The sequence below is a fragment of the Lentzea sp. NPDC051208 genome (assembly GCF_040682435.1).
Classification (GTDB): domain Bacteria; phylum Actinomycetota; class Actinomycetes; order Mycobacteriales; family Pseudonocardiaceae; genus Lentzea; species Lentzea kristufekii.
Genome location: NZ_JBFBAW010000004.1, coordinates 339,349 through 356,140, shown reverse-complemented (window position 1 = coordinate 356,140; position 16,792 = coordinate 339,349). Strand labels below are relative to the sequence as shown.

General features: G+C 65.9%; 16 protein-coding genes and 1 pseudogene. 7 read left to right on the top strand and 10 right to left on the bottom strand.

The features are described from left to right. Positions 1-74 precede the first annotated feature (74 nt). The 5 genes from AB0M48_RS12075 to AB0M48_RS12055 all read right to left on the bottom strand — a co-directional run bounded on the left by AB0M48_RS12075 (position 75) and on the right by AB0M48_RS12055 (position 5,971). Positions 75-1,223, bottom strand: coding sequence for a cytochrome P450 (locus AB0M48_RS12075; RefSeq protein ID WP_363839496.1), 1,149 nt, complete (start codon positions 1,221-1,223; stop codon positions 75-77). A gap of 1,661 nt (positions 1,224-2,884) precedes the next feature. Next, a complete protein-coding gene (locus AB0M48_RS12070) occupies positions 2,885-3,124 on the bottom strand; it encodes a hypothetical protein (protein ID WP_363839493.1) in 240 nt (79 codons plus the stop codon). Positions 3,125-3,271: 147 nt separating this feature from the next. Beyond that, positions 3,272-4,186 carry an MBL fold metallo-hydrolase gene (locus tag AB0M48_RS12065; protein WP_363839490.1) on the bottom strand — a complete coding sequence of 305 codons (915 nt, stop codon included), beginning with the start codon at positions 4,184-4,186 and terminating at the stop codon, positions 3,272-3,274. A gap of 133 nt (positions 4,187-4,319) precedes the next feature. Further along, positions 4,320-5,237 (bottom strand): fumarylacetoacetate hydrolase family protein, encoded by a 918-nt coding sequence (locus tag AB0M48_RS12060; protein WP_363839487.1) that lies wholly within the window; start codon positions 5,235-5,237, stop codon positions 4,320-4,322. A 545-nt stretch (positions 5,238-5,782) separates the two neighbouring features. Then, positions 5,783-5,971: a hypothetical protein gene (locus AB0M48_RS12055; RefSeq protein WP_363839484.1), complete on the bottom strand. Its 189-nt coding sequence runs from the start codon at positions 5,969-5,971 to the stop codon at positions 5,783-5,785. 381 nt (positions 5,972-6,352) lie between these two features. On the opposite strand from AB0M48_RS12055, the gene AB0M48_RS12050 reads away from it, so the two are divergent. The 6 genes from AB0M48_RS12050 to AB0M48_RS12025 all read left to right on the top strand — a co-directional run bounded on the left by AB0M48_RS12050 (position 6,353) and on the right by AB0M48_RS12025 (position 10,089). Next, a complete protein-coding gene (locus tag AB0M48_RS12050; RefSeq protein ID WP_363839480.1) occupies positions 6,353-7,495 on the top strand; it encodes a glycosyltransferase in 1,143 nt (380 codons plus the stop codon). Between the two features lie 211 nt (positions 7,496-7,706). Further along, complete coding sequence (locus AB0M48_RS12045; RefSeq protein ID WP_363839477.1) at positions 7,707-7,955, top strand: hypothetical protein; 249 nt, start codon at positions 7,707-7,709, stop codon at positions 7,953-7,955. A gap of 207 nt (positions 7,956-8,162) precedes the next feature. Beyond that, positions 8,163-8,306 (top strand): hypothetical protein, encoded by a 144-nt coding sequence (locus AB0M48_RS12040; protein WP_363839474.1) that lies wholly within the window; start codon positions 8,163-8,165, stop codon positions 8,304-8,306. A gap of 89 nt (positions 8,307-8,395) precedes the next feature. After that, complete coding sequence (locus AB0M48_RS12035) at positions 8,396-9,364, top strand: esterase-like activity of phytase family protein (protein ID WP_363839471.1); 969 nt, start codon at positions 8,396-8,398, stop codon at positions 9,362-9,364. Between the two features lie 245 nt (positions 9,365-9,609). Beyond that, positions 9,610-9,732: a hypothetical protein gene (locus tag AB0M48_RS12030; protein WP_363839468.1), complete on the top strand. Its 123-nt coding sequence runs from the start codon at positions 9,610-9,612 to the stop codon at positions 9,730-9,732. A gap of 153 nt (positions 9,733-9,885) precedes the next feature. Continuing rightward, positions 9,886-10,089, top strand: coding sequence for a hypothetical protein (locus AB0M48_RS12025; RefSeq protein ID WP_363839465.1), 204 nt, complete (start codon positions 9,886-9,888; stop codon positions 10,087-10,089). 354 nt (positions 10,090-10,443) lie between these two features. Here the strand turns inward: AB0M48_RS12025 and AB0M48_RS12020 are convergent, their stop codons facing one another. The 4 genes from AB0M48_RS12020 to AB0M48_RS12005 form a co-directional block, all read right to left on the bottom strand. Continuing rightward, positions 10,444-11,697: an MFS transporter gene (locus AB0M48_RS12020; RefSeq protein ID WP_363839462.1), complete on the bottom strand. Its 1,254-nt coding sequence runs from the start codon at positions 11,695-11,697 to the stop codon at positions 10,444-10,446. 1,230 nt (positions 11,698-12,927) lie between these two features. Then, positions 12,928-13,491 (bottom strand): cupin domain-containing protein, encoded by a 564-nt coding sequence (locus AB0M48_RS12015; RefSeq protein ID WP_363839459.1) that lies wholly within the window; start codon positions 13,489-13,491, stop codon positions 12,928-12,930. Between the two features lie 448 nt (positions 13,492-13,939). Then, on the bottom strand, positions 13,940-14,914 hold the full coding sequence (locus tag AB0M48_RS12010) for a hypothetical protein (RefSeq protein ID WP_363839456.1): 975 nt from the start codon (positions 14,912-14,914) through the stop codon (positions 13,940-13,942). A 78-nt stretch (positions 14,915-14,992) separates the two neighbouring features. Further along, entirely contained in the window at positions 14,993-15,817 is an 825-nt protein-coding gene (locus AB0M48_RS12005) for an SDR family oxidoreductase (RefSeq protein ID WP_363839453.1), read from the bottom strand. A 164-nt stretch (positions 15,818-15,981) separates the two neighbouring features. Here AB0M48_RS12005 and AB0M48_RS12000 point away from each other — a divergent pair. Next, positions 15,982-16,548, top strand: a pseudogene (locus tag AB0M48_RS12000) (helix-turn-helix domain-containing protein); the annotation flags it as partial. A gap of 28 nt (positions 16,549-16,576) precedes the next feature. On the opposite strand, the gene AB0M48_RS11995 reads toward AB0M48_RS12000, so the two are convergent. Then, positions 16,577-16,783 carry a hypothetical protein gene (locus tag AB0M48_RS11995; protein ID WP_363839450.1) on the bottom strand — a complete coding sequence of 69 codons (207 nt, stop codon included), beginning with the start codon at positions 16,781-16,783 and terminating at the stop codon, positions 16,577-16,579. Between the last annotated feature and the right edge of the window lie 9 nt (positions 16,784-16,792).

Sequence of the window (16,792 nt, the reverse complement as noted above, 5' to 3'; positions counted from 1 at the left end):
GATGGCGCGGTCCGAGGTATTCCAGGCACCGGCGGTCCTGCATGACCTCCTCCCATCGAGGGCTCCGCCCGCGCTCACAGGCGGACAGGCACGCGCGTCCTGCCGTTGAAGATGAACGTCGGAAGCGGCTCGAGAGCGTCGAGGTCTTCCGCCAGCCGGAGCCGGGGGAAGTGCTCGAACAGCGCCGCCAGGGCCAGTGAGGCCTCCAACCGGCCGAGCGACGCGCCGATGCAGTGGTGCACCCCGTGCCCCAGCGCCACGTGCGCCTTGTCCAGGCGGTGGACATCGAACCTCAGCGTGGTGTCACCGTGCAGCCGAGGGTCCCGCCCTCCGGCCCCGAATCCCATGAGGACCGGGTCTCCGCGGCGGATCACGACACCCTCGCCGAGATCGATGTCCTCGACGGCGTACCTCAGCGGCATGTGCTGCACCGGCGCGTCGAACCGCAGCGTCTCCTCGACGACCTCCGTCCAGGTCACCTCTCCACTGAGGGCGGCGGCGAGCTGGTCCGGGTGGCCGAGCAGGTCGACGATCGCGTTGGCGATCAGGTCGGTGGTGGCCGGAAGCCCTCCTGCGATGGTGACGGCCAGCGCGAGCACCCGTTCCTCGTCGGTCATCGCGGGCTCGTGCGCCAAGGTGCTCGCCATGTCCGCCGTGGGTGCGTTCCGCTTGCTTTCGACCAGCCAGGCGAGGAATCTCATCGCACTGTCGAGCTGACCGGCCGCCACCTCGGCGTCATCGGAAGGGCTGAGGAGGTCCAGCATCGCCTTCCGCGCATCCGCCCACTTCGCCTGCGGCACGCCGAACAGGTCGCACAGCGTTTCGGCGGCGATCACCTGGGCGAAGTCCGCCCGGAGGTCGACGACCCGGCCGGTTCCGCGCTCATCCAGCTCCGCCAGCAGCTCGGGCAGCCTCTTGGCCAGGTTCGCGCCGAGCTCCTCCAGGCGCTCCGGAGCGAACGCGGCCTCCATGACGTCGCGGAGGCGGCGGTGATCGGCACCGTACGCGTTGAGGACGGTCGGCGCGATGAGGAACGGAGCGAGCGGCCAGCCCTCAGGCACGGCCGCCAGCCCGGGCCAGTGCTGCCGCGCGTCGCGCGACAGCCGGTCGTCCTCGGTCAGCTGCTTCAGCACGTCGTACCTGGTCACCGACCAGGCGATCACACCGCCGGGCAGTTCGACGCGCGCGGCGGGACCGGAGGACCGCAAGCGCGCGATGTCCATCTGGGAGAGAGGGCCAGCCGGGTCGAGTGGACACACGTCTGTAGTCATGGAGCAACCATTCATCGAGTTCAGCGGGCTCATGAGCCACGTGGAAAGAAAATAATATATTGGATATCACGCCCGGTCGAGCAGATCGCTCATCCCGCTCGAACCACGACCTTCTGTCCCCGGTGGATCACATCGCCACCCGCCGGAGGGGACTGCCTGGAAGCCGCCACGCACATCCTGATCAACCTCACATCGTCTCGAAGCTTTCTGGTGACCACCGGCCTGCGGCTGGAGGCGGGGATACGTGGTCGAGCACGGTCTGCACCCGACGAAGTACGGACCGTACGAGCACCTGCGCTCCGAGGCTTGTACCTCTCTGCGCCAGGGATGCCGTACCGCCGCTTCACCGTATTCAGCACTCACCCTCGGTTACGGAGAAACGGCCGCCGTCTACAAGTGACCGATCATCGGCGACTGCCCGGACATCTCGTCCTCCTCGATCGCCTTGTGCGATCGACCACCACACGGGCAGGACGCCACTTCGGTTCGAACATGAGTTGAGAACGCGACGATCGGCCGACGCCTGAACGGGAAATCCTGAAATCCGTTCAATCTATTGAGGACTGAACGGGCGTCACCTTGGCTGCTGGCCTCCGGTCGTCCGGCGATGGGCAGCGCCGGAAACCGAAGACCGCGTCTCCCTGGGCGAGCCTCCCGGCGGATCGGCCGTGTCGAACCGAATGCGGGCTTCGGTCCCTTCGGTGCCCTGATCCGCGCACCGCAGCGCACAACTACAGGTGAGCCGGAACACCTCCGGCCGTCCCCTTGGCCACAAGGTAACTTCGGACCATGCTGGTCGACCGTGGATGTGAACTGCGCATGTTGACGCACGCGTTGAATCGGGCGATCGCAGGACACGGGATGTCACCGTGCTCACCGGTCCGCACGGTGCGGGCAGGACGTCCGTGGCCGACGCGGCGGTCGGGCTCCTGTCACAAGGGCTTTCTGTGCTGCGCGGGCGAACTGACCGCTCATGTGGGTGCAGCTGGCCAGGGACCACGGCGCCGGACGAGCTCCTGGCCCCTCCCCTGCGCTCGGCCACGCCCCTGGAGCTCGGCGACGTGGCGCGGCCGGTGGTGTCGAAGGACCCACTGCTGATCGTCGTCGACGACGTCGACCGCGCGGGCGGTGTAGAACTGCTGTCCGTCGTGGCGGACCGGGTGGGCGCGACCGGGACGTCCCCGAGGCCAGGCTGCACGCACTCCGGGACCCGTTCGCGGCGCAGGACCGCATCGACGCCGGTCAGCGCATCGCCGAGCTGGCGACTTCCGGTGCGGTGGCGGGTAAGGGTTTGTTCTGGCAGTTCATCGGTCTGATGGAGCTCGGCCGCGCGTCACCGCCGCCGAGTCCGTGCTCGGCCGCACTTCCGACGCCGCCGGCCACCTCAGGTCGGCGGCTGCCCAGGCGAGCGCGGCGGGTGCGTTGCCCGCGCTGGAGCGCGTGGAAGCCGCTCACCGCACTGCCCCTCGCCGCGGACGATCCCTCCCCCGGCAACTGGCGCCTGATGCGCGGGACGGTGAAGGCTGGCTGCTCATCACCGACGCCGAGTACGCCAGGAAATCAACGTATTCATCGACTTCTGGTGCATCGTCGACGGCCCCGGAGCGGGCACGTCACCGTTGCCGTTTTCGCTCGCTGACCGGAAAATCGTACGTCCCGATGCCGGCGAGGAGCCGTTCGAGCAGCTCCGCTTGGAAGGTGGCCGCGTCGTCGTCCCGCCGTTCCACCGCGGCATCCAGCTCGTCGAGCGCTACGCTGGCCGCGATCAGCTCCGCCGCGGCACCGGCGCCTTCGTCATTCCCGCGGCGAAGCAGCTCACTGTGCACCGCCTGCAAAAGCTCTTCCAGCGACATGTCGATCGGAACCCACCTCCACGTCTCAACGGGTGAGCCAAGAACAACCGGCGCCGGACGCGCGGGGCATCCTGCCGGGAAGGCACCTGGAGGCGCGCGGTGCGGCCCTGGCGAGCCCATCCGCGCGGTCCCGGCCCTCACGTGGTGTCACGCATGGCATCGGATGGGGCCGCCGTGCAGCTCCATCATGTCCTTCCACACGCCGGCCACGTCCAAGCGTTCCGCGAGCGGCTTGCCGTCCAGTTCGTGGTAGGCACGGTGCAGGTTGCCCACGAGGCGCTCGGACTCCCGCCACGCCGAGAAACGGGACACCCCTGCCTGTTCGACCACCTCAAGAGGCGCCTTGCCGGCCTTGTGCCCGGCCTCCGCGAGCTCGAGGACGTAGGTCGTGTACTCGTCGAGGTCGTCGAGCACACCGTTGATCTCGTCACCGCGCAGCAATGGTCCGTGGCCGGGCACGAGAACCGATGCACCGAGTGAGCGAACGAACGCCAACGACCTCGAGTAGCCTGAGACGCTGCCCTCTGCGAGGAACGGCTGCCCACCGGCGAAGACCAGATCGCCCGCGTACAAAACCTTCTCCTCCGGCAGCCAGACGACCGTGTCGCCGCGAGTGTGTCCCGCCCCGGGGTGATGGAGCTCGACCGTGCGGGTTCCGAGGTGGACGGTCAGGGACCTGGTGAAGGTGAGCGATGGTGGCCGTACTTCCAGATGCCCGTAGTCCGGTCCCGGGAACACGTGGGATGCGATCAGGCCCGCGTTCAAGACCTCCTCGCGGCAGGCCGCGTGCCCGATCACCGTGGTCGATTCTGGCAGGAGCCAGTTGCCGTAGGTGTGGTCGCCGTGGTGATGAGTGTTCACGACATACCTCGGTTCCAAAGCCGAAACGGTGGCGACTGAGGCAAGCAGCGCCCGGTTCCGCGCCTCGGTGGAGGTGGTGTCAACGAGGAGCAGGGAGTCGTCGGATCCCTGGACCACGCCGGTGTTGTTGATCATCCACGACCCGTCGGGCTGGACGTAGGCGTGGACTCCAGGCACGATCTCGACCAGTTCAGGCTTCACCCGTTGGAGCTTAATGACGCTCGGACGAGTTCGACGCGCTGACGTGATCGGTGCTCGGTCAGGCATCGTTGAGCACCCTTGGGGACACACTCTTCGAGTGTCGTGTCACATTTCCTGCGGACTCGAAGCCATGTCAGACGATCCGGTGCTCGATCGTACCCACGCCGTCGATGTCGAGGCGCAGGAAGTCACCGGGTTTCAGCCAGCGCCCGATCTCCATGCCGGAGCCTCCGACGAAGGTGCCCGTGGCGAAGAGCTCTCCCGGCAGCAATTGTTCGCTCGCGGACGCGTGAGCGAGCATCTCGCCAAGGGACCAGCGCGGACCGGAGGCGTCCGGCTTCGCGACGGACTTCCCATTGATCGTCACCTCGGACCGTAAGTCCGTCCAGTGTGGAAGGATTTCCGAGGCACTCACGGCCGTGCTGGACAATGACGTCAGGAAGTGCTTCGCCTTCTGCGGGCCGAAACCGCTGTCCATCTCCGGGATCTGCACGTCCCTGGCGCTGAAGTCGCACAACACGACGAACGCGGCGATGGCCCGCTCCGCCTCGGCGGGAGACGCGTTGAGCAACGGGCTGCCCAGCACGAACGCCAGTTCCAGCTCGTAGTCCAACGCCTTCGTGTAGTCAGGCGTCCGCACCGGCGTGCGGCTCGGCACGATGGTGGTGGCGTTGCTCATGTAGTAGATCGGTTGCCTGTACCACAGAGGCTTGGGCCGGAACGCCGGGAAGACCAAGCGGGTGACCGTCTCGTACACCCGCGCCAGTTTCGCCACTCCACGCCTGTAGCGACTGACGTAGCCACGGGCCGCACCGATGTTGTGCTGCTCGTAGAGCATGAAGTCCCGGAACGACAACGGCTGGAACGGCAGGACGAAGTCGCCTTCGACCACACCGAGGGCGAGCGCCCGCTCCACCTCCCAGGACGGCGTGAACGCGGACCGGTGGCCGAACACCGTTGTCGCATCACTGATCTCCCACTCGTCACCGGGTTGTTCCCTGGTCTCGAGCACGATCGACTCTTCCGCGGCAAGGCGGCGCCGGATCTGCATTGCACCTTCTCGACTGAGATGATCGTTCGAGATGCCGTGGAACCCACTGGCCGATACAGCTCGCGATCACGGCACCCCATCACAACGTCCTGACGACCGTCGAACACCACTATGGGTCTTCCGTCCAGTGCGCTCCCACGCGAGCAGCCCCAGCATGCACGAAGAGGCTCAGTTTGCGACCCTGGGCGCCTGCGGCCCCTGGACCGTCACGAGGTGAACCCCGGGAACACGGCCCGATTTTCGTCGGACACGTTGACCATGTCGGTCACGACTCCGGCCTCCTCCACTAATGCCGTGGTGGCGATGCCAAAGACCCTGACGCTCTCCACGAACCACTCCGCGTCCTGTCTGCGGTCCCCCGGCAGGACGTCGATGCAGGAGCTGGTCCAGCCGACCGCCTTCCAGCGGCCAGAAGTCGCTCCCGGACTTCGGCGCCGCGAGGAAGGAGCGCAGCCGCGAGAAGGCTTCCCGCTGAACCGAAGCCGCGCGATCGTGCCACCATGCAGGGAAGAGGAACCGGGCGAGCATGAACATCGCCAGGTTGATCATCTCGCCGAGGAAGGTGTCGTGGACGCCGCCGAAGACCTTCTGCTGCGAAGGACCGCGATCTCCCGTTCGTGTGCAGCGACCGACTCGTCGTACTCGCCGAGGCGTTCCTGGGCGTCGCTCAGCATGTCCAGCCGGAAGACGATGTGAGATACAGTCGCCGCGAACATGTCGGCGACGGGCACCATCCGCCCGTCCGCCAGCAATAAAATCGCCAGAGCAAGCTGTTGCTGAGGAATCGAGTTCGACCTCGCTCCTCCAGGCGCGCAGTATGGTCAGAACGCTGAAGGTCAGGCCGGAGAAGTCCGGTTCACCTTGCTCCGATCTGCGCGAGATGTGCTATACACCCAGGCTATCGACCTGAGCACAATCGCCTCACGACCGCTCCGCCATCGTCAATGGGATCTCGACCGGTATCCGCGTCATACTGCATTCCCGACCGCCTCGAAAGGCATGAGGGGGAACGTTTGCCGGCCCTCGCAGACATCTTGTGACATCAATTAGACACGTAGAGTTCCTGACTTGAGCGGGCAATCGAAGTGCAGTCCGACGACATTCGGAGCTCATAAATGCGTGTTCTGTTCACGGTCGTGCCCGCTGTCGGGCATCTTTACCCGACCCTGCCGCTGGCCCGCGCCTTCCGCGGCCGCGGCGATGCGGTCGCGTACGCCGGACCGCCGTCCTTCGGTCAGATCATCGCCGATGAGGATGTCGAGGTGCTCACCGCCGGCAGCGAGGTGCCCGACCTGGGAGCGGAGCTGGCGGCCAGAGTCGATCTCTCCCCCGTGCCCGGCGAGATGCCGCCCGCCACGGAGGCGGAGCTGTTCGCCGGGGTCCGGGTCGACCTGGACTTCGACGTCACGCTAGCCGCCGCCCGGCAATGGCGCCCGGACCTGGTCATCGGTGACACGTGTGACCACGTCGGTCCTATGGTCGCGGTCACGCTGGGCGTGCCGTACGGCAACGTCACCCTGGGCCAGCAGTTCGAGCCCGCACGCCGTGAAGCGCATCGAGCCAGGACCGCATCCCAGCACCGGCAACGCGGACTGCCTCAGCGTGCGCCGGCCTTCGTCGCCGACATCTGCCCGCCGGCGCTGCAGTTCGACGACTGGCGGGAGCCGGAGATGTGGTTGCCGATGCGACCCGGGGCGCATCGCGCGCCCGGAAAGCCCGCGACGGCACGCGCCACGGCCAGCCGGGGCATCCCGGAACGCCCACGGGTGCTGCTGACCTTCGGCACGCTGTACGCGGCCACGAACGTACTCTCACCGCTGATCAAGGAGATCACGACGCTCGACGTCGACCTGCACGTGACCGTCGGGCTCGCGGCCACCGCGGAGGACTTCGACGTCGACCGAACCCAGGTCACCTTCGAGCCGTTCACACCGATCGCGGAGCTGCTGTCCGGAGTGGACCTCGTCGTCAGCCACGCCGGGGCCGGCACCACGTACGCGGCGTTGTCCGCCGGCATCCCTTTGGTCCTGCTGCCGCAGGGCGCGGACCAGTTCTCGGTAGCAGATCGGGCAGTGACCACAGGAGCGGCGCTGCGGCTACTGCCGGACCAGGCAACGCCGGACAGGATCCGGCGGGCGATCACCACCATCCTGGCCGAACCTGGCCATCGCGATGCCGCGGCCGGAGTGGCCCGGCAGATCGCGGCTATGCCACCGGCGACCGCGGTCGCCGAGAGCATCGCGACGATCGTGAGCTGAAGGTCTCGAGCGGGAGGCATATGATGGCCGGGGGATACGAGGGCTTGCTTCGCGGCCGTGGCAACGCTGCTCTGCGGGGCGGCCGGTTCCGCCGGTGCGGATGAGTCCGATCAACAGTGCCAGGTCGAGCAAGCCTGGGCGGCGCAGAAGAAGAACGCGTTGCCGTTGAACCCTGTCGAAGAGCGCGGAAGCCAACGACACCTACTACGCGTTGCCCGCCGCACGGCAGGCGATGCCCCGGCTCGGGGCGCGGCGGAAGCACGGCGGCGTCGGGACGGACTATCTCGGAGCGGTCGTCGTGGCAACGGCGTCAAACTTGGCCGGCTCGGGCGTGAGGCTGGCGTCGTTGCCGCAGGGCGCGGGATTGGTGCCCATGATGGTCAAGGGAACGCGTGATGAGGTCGACGTCCTGACGCCGGCCGCGCTGGCCCGCTTGAGCACCTGGACACCGGGTGCCTGAATGTGACCGGTGCGGTGTACAGCGATCTGACCAGTGAGCGGCTCGTTCGGCCGGAGAGCCGGCGATCGCACACCTGCTTCTGGACGACGCGCCGGAAACCGGTCCGGTGGCAGGGCCGATCCTCCTCAGCGGGAAACCACCGACGTCCTCGTCATCGAACAGGAAACCGCTCGCCTCGCGGACCGGTTGAGCAGCAACGGCGGTTCGGTGACGTACCCGACCTACGCCGGGCTGGACCACAGCGGGGTGCTCATCCCGTCGCTGGCCGACGCACTGGCCTGGATCGCGGACCGCTTCGCGAACAGCCCCTCCGAGGTGAGATGGTGGACCGATCCGTCTCTTTCGGGCTGAGGACCGTTGAAGCCGCACGGGGACGAATATCGTACCCAGGCAGTCCGCTGCGCCACTTCCCCGTTCTGTCCCATGGTGAAATCCAGGCCATGCTCAAAAGCGTCCTGCTCGTCTCCGCACTCCTCACCTCGGCCCCGGCGCCGGCCGCGGCCGAGGAACCGGTGCGCTTCCTCGGTGAACACGTGCTGCCCATGGGCCTTCAAGTCGGTGGCAGCGCTGTCGGTGGCCTGTCCGGCCTCGACTACGACCACCGAACCAGGAAGTGGATCATCATCAGCGACGACCGGGTGTCGCCCAGGTTCTTCGAGGCCGACCTGTCGCGCAAGGGCGTGGAGTTCACCGGCGTCCGGCCCCTGAACGCCGAAGGCGGTCCCTACGCCCCAGGAGTCGTCGACCCTGAGGACGTGCGTGTCGACCGGTGGACCGGTGACATCGTCTGGAGCCAGGAGGGCAACCGGACCGCTGACGTCCTGTCGGACCCGTTCGTCCAGTTCACCAAGCGCGACGGCTCGTTCCGGCGCACGTTGCCGACACCGGACGACCTGAAGATGCGGCCCGAGTCCGGCCCGCGTGGCAACGCGTCACTGGAAGGACTCACCTTCGCCGCGGGCGGCACCCGCGTGGTGTCAGCGGTCGAAGGTCCGCTGCTCCAGGACGGGCCGCCGGCGGACGAGCGACACGGCGCCGTCTCCAGGGTGGTCGTCCAGTCACGACACGGCCACGTCCTCGCTCAGTACCGTTACCAGCAGGAGCCACTCTTCGCACCGGGCGCCGACACCGGCGTCGTCGCGATCCTGGAGAAGCGCGGCGGCGTCTACCTGGTGCTCGAACGGTCCTTCGCCCAGGGCGTGGGGAACAAGGTGCGGTTGTTCGAGGCACGACCGGACGGGTCGTCGCTGCGCAAGCGCCTGCTCGCCGACCTGGACGACTTCCCGCTCTCCAACGTGGACAACGTGGAGGGGATGGCATGGGGACCCGACGGCACGCTGTGGCTGGTATCCGACAACAACTTCTCCTCCACTCAGATCACACAGTTCATCGCACTCGACGTCCGCTGAAACGGGCCTGGACCGCCGCCCGTGCCGAAAAACCCGGACCAGTCGACGAGCGCAACAGCTTTCTCACCTGGGTGTCGCCGTTGTTGTCGCCACCTGCGGCACGGCGTTCGTGCTGGGGTGGAGCTCCAGCCCACGTACTGAACTGAGTCGACGAACGGGGTGTGCTCCTTGCGGACACACCCCGTTCTGCTCGACATGCCGGCCGGCACCGGTACGGTCCGCAAAGAACAGGGGGCGAACCAGTCGTGCGACAGCTCACGCGAGACGAGCGCCTGGGCGCGTTGTGCGACCTGGTGGCCAGGCATGCGATCCCCAGCGGGACGACGTCCATCGACGAGGTCCGCTTGGTCATCCGTGCGGCGCGGTGAATTCGTGGCAACTACGCCGTGCCGTTCCGGATCGCGGACCTTCGCCGAACTCGCAGGGCTGAGCGTCTCGTCCTTCCAGCGCGAGTTCCAGCTGGTCACGGGTCCGTCCGATCCAGTTCCAAAAGGCAGCTCAGGCTGTGCGACGCCCGCCTGATGCTGGCGACCCGCGCGAGCAACGTCACCGAGGTCGGGCGGAGCGCCGGGCACGTCAGCCCGGCGCAGATCATCCGCGAGTACCGGTGGCTGTTCGGCGCGTCCCCGAAGCAGGACGCCGCCCGTCTGCACGAGATGTCGTCGGGCTGGCAGGCGGCTTCGCGGACCGGTAGACGACGCGGTCTTCGACGAGCCACAGCGTGAGCGAATCGGGACAGTAGCGTCGGAGGAGCGGCACCTCAGGTCGGCGTGCGGCCTGGATCTCAACGGGCGTCCGCAGCACCACAGGTTCGGCGCCGAACTCGCACCGAACCGACTCCTCGAGTCGAGGACCTCCGCCGTGTCGATCTTCTACACGCGAGTACCGGCAGCAGCGGCGGTTCGCCGCGGATTTCGAGATCATCCGGACAACAGCGCGACCTGGGGATACCAGCCGCACCCTGCGGACGGTCGAGAGCGCGGGTCGAGACCGTTGAGCCGCTGCCCCGGTACCGGATCTCACCGGCCCACTCCGGCCGGTCCGCACTGATCACCCGCTCCACTTCAAGATCATCGATCTCACCGGGACAGCGTTACGGGACAACCTTCAATCTCCGCAAGTAGATGCGAACTGGTCGACTTCAACCACAAGATACTGGACCACAACGCAGCGGGGACCGAAATCGCCCCGGCGATCGCGATCGCCCAACTAGCCGTCACGGCTTCGGCGCCGATACCTGCCAAGCCGATCCCCAGGCCCTGGGCAGTGACGTTCATGGAGGAGGCAATCCCCATCCCCCTGGACCGATGGTCATCGGGCAACAGCTTTGCCAGGAATGAAGCCGACATCACCACCGACGCAGCCCAGAGAGCACCACTGACAGCGAACAACGCCATTGCACTATAAAGTTCACGACAAAACGGCACCAAAACCAGCGGCAAACCCGTCGTCAAGCAAAGAATCGGAAGTGCGACTCGCTGACGATCCGGCGCCACGAACCACGCAAAAAGCGGAAGCAGGATCACCGCACCGACACCGCAACTGGCCAGAACAATTCCAACGAACTCAGGCCGGTAACCCATTTCGTTCACATACGAGACCGCGATTCCTTCGGGAACCACGTAGAACAAGCCCAGAAAAGTCATGGCGAATATCGCGCGACGACGAGGATCCTGCCACACCAACCTGACACCGGTCGTGACGGGGCTACCAGTTGACGACAGCGACTCCGAGACTGGTCGCGAGCGGATGCACAATCTCATCACCAGCGCAGACACGGCGAACGTGAGCGCGTTGACCGCCAAGCAGATTTGAGGGCTCAGCGCAGCGGAGAGGAACCCTCCTGCCGCGAATCCTGCGATTTGCGCCGCCTGCGCGGTGATCTGACGCAGGGTCATGCCCACTGGATACCGCTCCGCGCCAAGGAGATCCCGCAACAACGCAAGCTGCGCGGCGCCGTAGGGGCCGCCAACGAAAGACAACGCCGACACCAGTACGCACAACCAGGACAGGCCGATACCGGGAATCACCATGACCGCGACCACGAGAGCACGAAGGGCATCCACGAAGACGATGACTTGACGACGTGAGCGCCGATCGGCCAACTGAGACAAGGTCAGCGCGCCAATTACACTGGGAACTAATGTCAGAGCGTAGGTCAAACCAGCGATCGCGGCAGAATTGGTGTGATCGAAAACCAGGACGACCAGCGCCACCCGCGCGAATTGGTCGCCCGCGAAGGACAGCATCTCAGCCAGCCACATCGCGCGAAACTCGCCGACGGCCAGTACCTCACGAAACGTGGCTTCATTCGCGCCTTCCACCGCTGCCACCCAACACCTTCCGACCTCACCCGCTTGGGCGATCACACCCACAGTGACATGCCCCGTATCTACAGGGCAGCTCCCGCAAATCCACCTCACGATCGATCAAAGGGCGCGGACGGCCATCTTCTACAACACTTTTCGCCACCACGGTTGCCTACACAGGATCAATGATCTTAGGTACTACCGCAGGACCAGCTGAGACAAGGAGGCCCGAGTGTTCGCAGCCGAACCGCCGCCGTGGATCTGACGCGGCAGAGCTCAAAGTGACAGGCGAGGCATGCGGATCTGACCGGTTCGCATGCCCAGCCCTGTCGCAGGCTCGACCTGCCATGCCCGCGACGATCTTGGGCTTCAAGCGCGCTCCCGATCCCAAGGCACGCGGATCTAAGCCATACCGATGTCGGACAGCATGGTTGTCGAGGGAATTCCGTTGTGCGAATCGCACGCCTGCGTCGTTCTCCGTCCAGGTTTGATCCTCGATACGTCAGTCCTATAGGACCGTCGCCCTGGATCGCGGGTCTGACATGCAGCGCCCCGCGGATGCGCTTACAGCCGACTCTGCCTTGCCACTGCGCGCCCAGATCGAGGCCGAGATCGCCGACGCTAGCGGCCACGTCAAGCGTGCGTGCGAACTGCTCCAGGTCTCCCGGCCCGTGTGCTGCAACCAGCCCACCGCGGATCCACGCCGAGTTCGCCGGCCAAGGGCAGCAGGCCTAGCCGGACGGGCGCCGAAACGCTGGCGCACCACCACGATCCCGAACCCGGCCGCGACCACACCCGCCGACCTGCTCGAGTGGGATTCTCTTGCAGCGCACGGGAAATGAACATTCGATGGCGCGGGGGACACCATCAACCTCCGGGAAGGCTGGCTCCACCTCGCGACCGTGAGCGACCTCGGCTCCGACGAGTGATGGGCCACCGCCGACCACCCGCGCGCACCGACCTGGTCGAACAGGCCCTGCACACGCCGTCGTCCAGCGCCGGCCCGCTCCCGGCGTGATCTTCCACTCCGACAGGGGCTGTCAATGCACCTTTGGTCGGTACGCGCGCGGCTGCCGACGCCAGCGTGCGGCTGTCCGTCGGCCGTAAGGGCCGATGCCGGCACAACGCGGTCACTGAGTCTTCTTCGCCACCATCAAAACCGAACTACTCGACCGGCAGCCTCGACTCACGAGAACCAAGGCGCCGGGCAATCATCCAATAGATCGAGGGCTGGTACGACCATCCACTCCGACGCTACCTCTTCCTCTCAGCTCCGCCTGGGAGCTGAGGCATGTGATAGCGCTTCAAGGGTTCGGCGATTGCTTCGAACTGCCGGTCGGACCACGGCACACCGATGTTGTCCTTTGTAGCTTCCTCGCCGACCTCCAGCCACAGTTCCTCCGCGCCACCAGGCGTGAAGAAGACGAGCAACTTCGCGGTGTCCTCGCCGACGTTGCGGTAGCCGTGCCGAGTGCCCCGGGGGATGAAGATGAAGTCGCCGGCGCCGCAGCGTTGGGTGGTGTTGCCGTTGATGATGTCCATCTCTCCGGACACGAGGTAGAACGCTTCGTCCTCGGCGAGGTGCGCGTGCGGTGACGCGCCGATGCCCGGCGGGACGTCCGCCTCGATGAAACCGAGCGAACCGGTCGTCACTGCGGATCGGAGCTTCACGGTGAACACATCACCGTTGATTACGACCGTTTTTCCCTCGTCAGCCGGGACGATAATAGCACGGTCCACCTCCCAATAGGGGTCGGCCGGATCAGCAGGAAAATCCTTGAATGTCATCATTTCTCCATCAAAGCCCAAATGTCGCATTTCTCATTGTGTTGCATCCTTCAGCGAAGCCGGGAAGATCTTTTCGGCAATATTCCTACGCAACCACAACAGATATCACACCAGCTTCCAGCGCGGCTGCCAACAGAACATGACTCAGCAGCAAAAATATCTCGTGACTGGCGCCGCAATTCTCGCCGCGGACCTCTGTGGAGTAAGGGCCCAGGCGCGGCGGGGCGGATCGGCGACGGGAGCCGGCTCTGCCAGATCGCAGAGTCGACGCCGACCGAGCACGCTCTGCCTTCTCGGCCTGACCCGGCCTAGCCGACCGGTTTCCTGGTGGCCGAGGGAGTGGTCGAGGACATCAGCCTCGAGGGCCGGGCGCGATCCCGCACAGGAAGAGCCCAAGTCGGTGCGGACACCGACCTGCGCTTCACGTTCCGAACAGGTGAACCTCGACTGATACGACATCACTCCGGTTGGAATGTGCCTACGGAACGGGGATCGCCACGATCTTGAAGGCGGCATCCGGGTTGCCGATGTTGGAGAGGTTCTCGCCAAGGTTGGCGTCGACCACGTAGAGGCGGTTTCCGAACACTGCCCCAGTGCTGGCGAACGCCGCTCCCGGCACCTCGCTGATGCCGATGATGTTTCCAGTGGTCAGTTGACGGTCAAGCCTGACCTCGATCACCCCGTGGTGCGTGATGACGTACAGTGTCCGCGCGATGAGGACCAAGCCGTCAGCTGACTCCAGCTGACCCCGCAGCGTGATCTTCCTGGCCTGGACCACCTCGCCGGTGGTGGCGGGCACGATATACAGGGCCGCACCACCATCCGCCGCGGCAGTCTGACCAACGATCAGGTTCTCGCCGTCAGGCGTTGCCGTGATGCCGTTGGCGTTGATCGCACCGCCGGGCACCCATTCCCCACCCAGCATGATCTTCCGGGGGGCACCAATCTTGCCGTTGACCCCGATCGGGACCCGCACGAGAGCGGCCGGATCGGCGCTGTCGGTGAACCAGGCCGCGTCGCGGGTCACCGTGACGTCGTTGACGAACTTCGCCTCGGGAACCGGGACGTCTGCCAGTTTCGCTCCGGACTTCGTGTCGTACACGCGGAAGCCGCCGAGGATGCCGGCAAGCGGTCCGCCGTCACCGCCGCCTGCCACCCAGAGGCGACCGAACCGGTCGATGTCCATCCCGACCGAGATCTTGCCGGGGCCAGGCGACGGGGCGAACTGCGTGGCCACGCCGGTCCGCAGGTCGATCCGCTGAATCGCACCGTTGGCCAGCGAACCGGTGTAGGCGGTCCTGCCCTCAATGGCGATACCTTCGGGCGAAAACCCGTTCGGAAGATCCAGTACAGCGGGGAACGGCTTCGCTGGGACCGGCGCGGCCGCGGCCGGCGCGACGAACAGACCCACCGTCGCCAGCAAGGCCAGAAGACTTCCCGTGGACTTGCGCATTCGTAAGCATTCCCTTCACTTCAAGATGCCAAACGACACCACACGGCTCAGTGTCCTTCGTGGATCGCTCAGTCGGAGTCAGGCAGCTGCCCGCTTGCGACGGTCGGACAGCGTCGGCAGATGTCCGGTCATGCCGCCGTCGACGTAGATCAGCTGACCGGTGATGAACTTGGACTCGTCCGACGCGAGGAAGACGACAGCGTTGGCGACGTCGGCCTGTTCACCGACGGTGCCAAGCATCTGGGAGTCCAGCACCAGCTGCAATGGCGCCACCTCCTCGAGCTGGTGCGTCCCGGCAACCGCATCTTCCGCTGCGGGTGGCGGGATCAGCCCAGGCGCGAGCGCGTTGCTGCGGATACCAAGATGCCCGAACGATGTGGCCACCGACTTCGTCAAGTAGTTGATCGCGGCCTTGCTCGTGCCGTAGGCAACAAGCGCCAGGTCGCCTCCCGCGGACTGGACCGACGAGGTGTTGATGATCGATCCACCCCCGGACCGCGCCATCACCGGAACGGCATACTTGCTGCCGAGGAACACGCTGACCAGGTTCACGTCCAGGGTCCGCATGAGGTAGTCACGACTGACTCCAACCACGTCGGTGTCCTGGTTGATCCATCCACCGCTCACCAGTCCAGCGTTGTTCCACAGGACGTGGAGTCCGCCGTAGGTCTTCTCGGCGAGTGCCACGACGCCGGCCATGTCGCTCTCGGAAGAGACGTCACCGACGTACGGAGTGACGTCAAAACCCTCTGACGCAAGCCCTTCCGCTCGGCCGCGGACAGCAGGGGACAGGTCCATCATCACAACGCGCGCACCCTCGGCCGCCATCGCACGCACTCCGGATAACCCCAGCCCCCCTGCCGCGCCAGTGACGATCACGACCTTACCTGTCAAGCGATCCACCGCGAACCACCTTCATGTAGTTGAAATTTCAGCTCTACATCCAGACTAGCACTGTCCGCTGAAATTTCAACTATTTTGCGTTCAGTGTGGTGCTATGACACACCGAACTGCCGCTGGGCGGATCCAACTGATCGTCGGAACACCCGCGGACCGGAGGTGGAGCGATGGCGTATGGGCCGAGACAGATCCCGTCACCTGGGCGGCCGACGGTTGCCTGACTGGAAGGGCGTGTCGCGTTCTGGGGCTCCATCGTCAGCGGCGTCCTTGCTGACGAAGCGTCGGAGGAGACTGGCGCGTCGGCACCGGTCGGTTACCGGTGGATCCGCCACGCTGGCGGGCGAACCCCAATTGTCCACAACGGTCTGCGGGCGGCACTTGTCGTTCGTCGAGCGCGGGAACATCATGCCGTTGCGCGCTCGATGCCTCGGCGTGCGCCTGATCGCCCGGTGGCTTCGCCGGAATGCCTCGACGTTTTCGCGGGAACGGCGCCACAACGCCTCAACCCGGACCTACGACCTGGGTTACAAGGCGTCTACGGCGCAATGGCATTCCGAGCGCCATGCGAAGCGCCCGGAGGTCACCAAACTCGTGGTCAGCGACCGGCCGAGCGACTACGTCCAGCGACGCCTATCCGGTGAGGTCCGTAACGGCGACGGCACTGTGATCGATCCTGACGGTCCGGCGTGGAAGGGACGGAACAACCGCATCGCGGTGATCGGACCTGGGTCCAGTTGCGCGAATCGCCGGTCCCGCAGCCGGTCAGGTCGTGCTTGTCATAGCCGAGGCGGTCGGTGAGCGCGGACTCCAGCGCAACTTGGTCGACTGCTGCAGCATCCCGCCCTCACCGCTCAGCTTCAGCCCGCTCGCCGCGGCACTACTCACCAGCTGCGCGACGAACTGCTCGCCCAGGCCGGTCGCGGGCTTCGAGTCCTCGACGTTCGCCACGCCGGACATCATGTCGGTCATCAGGTGCGC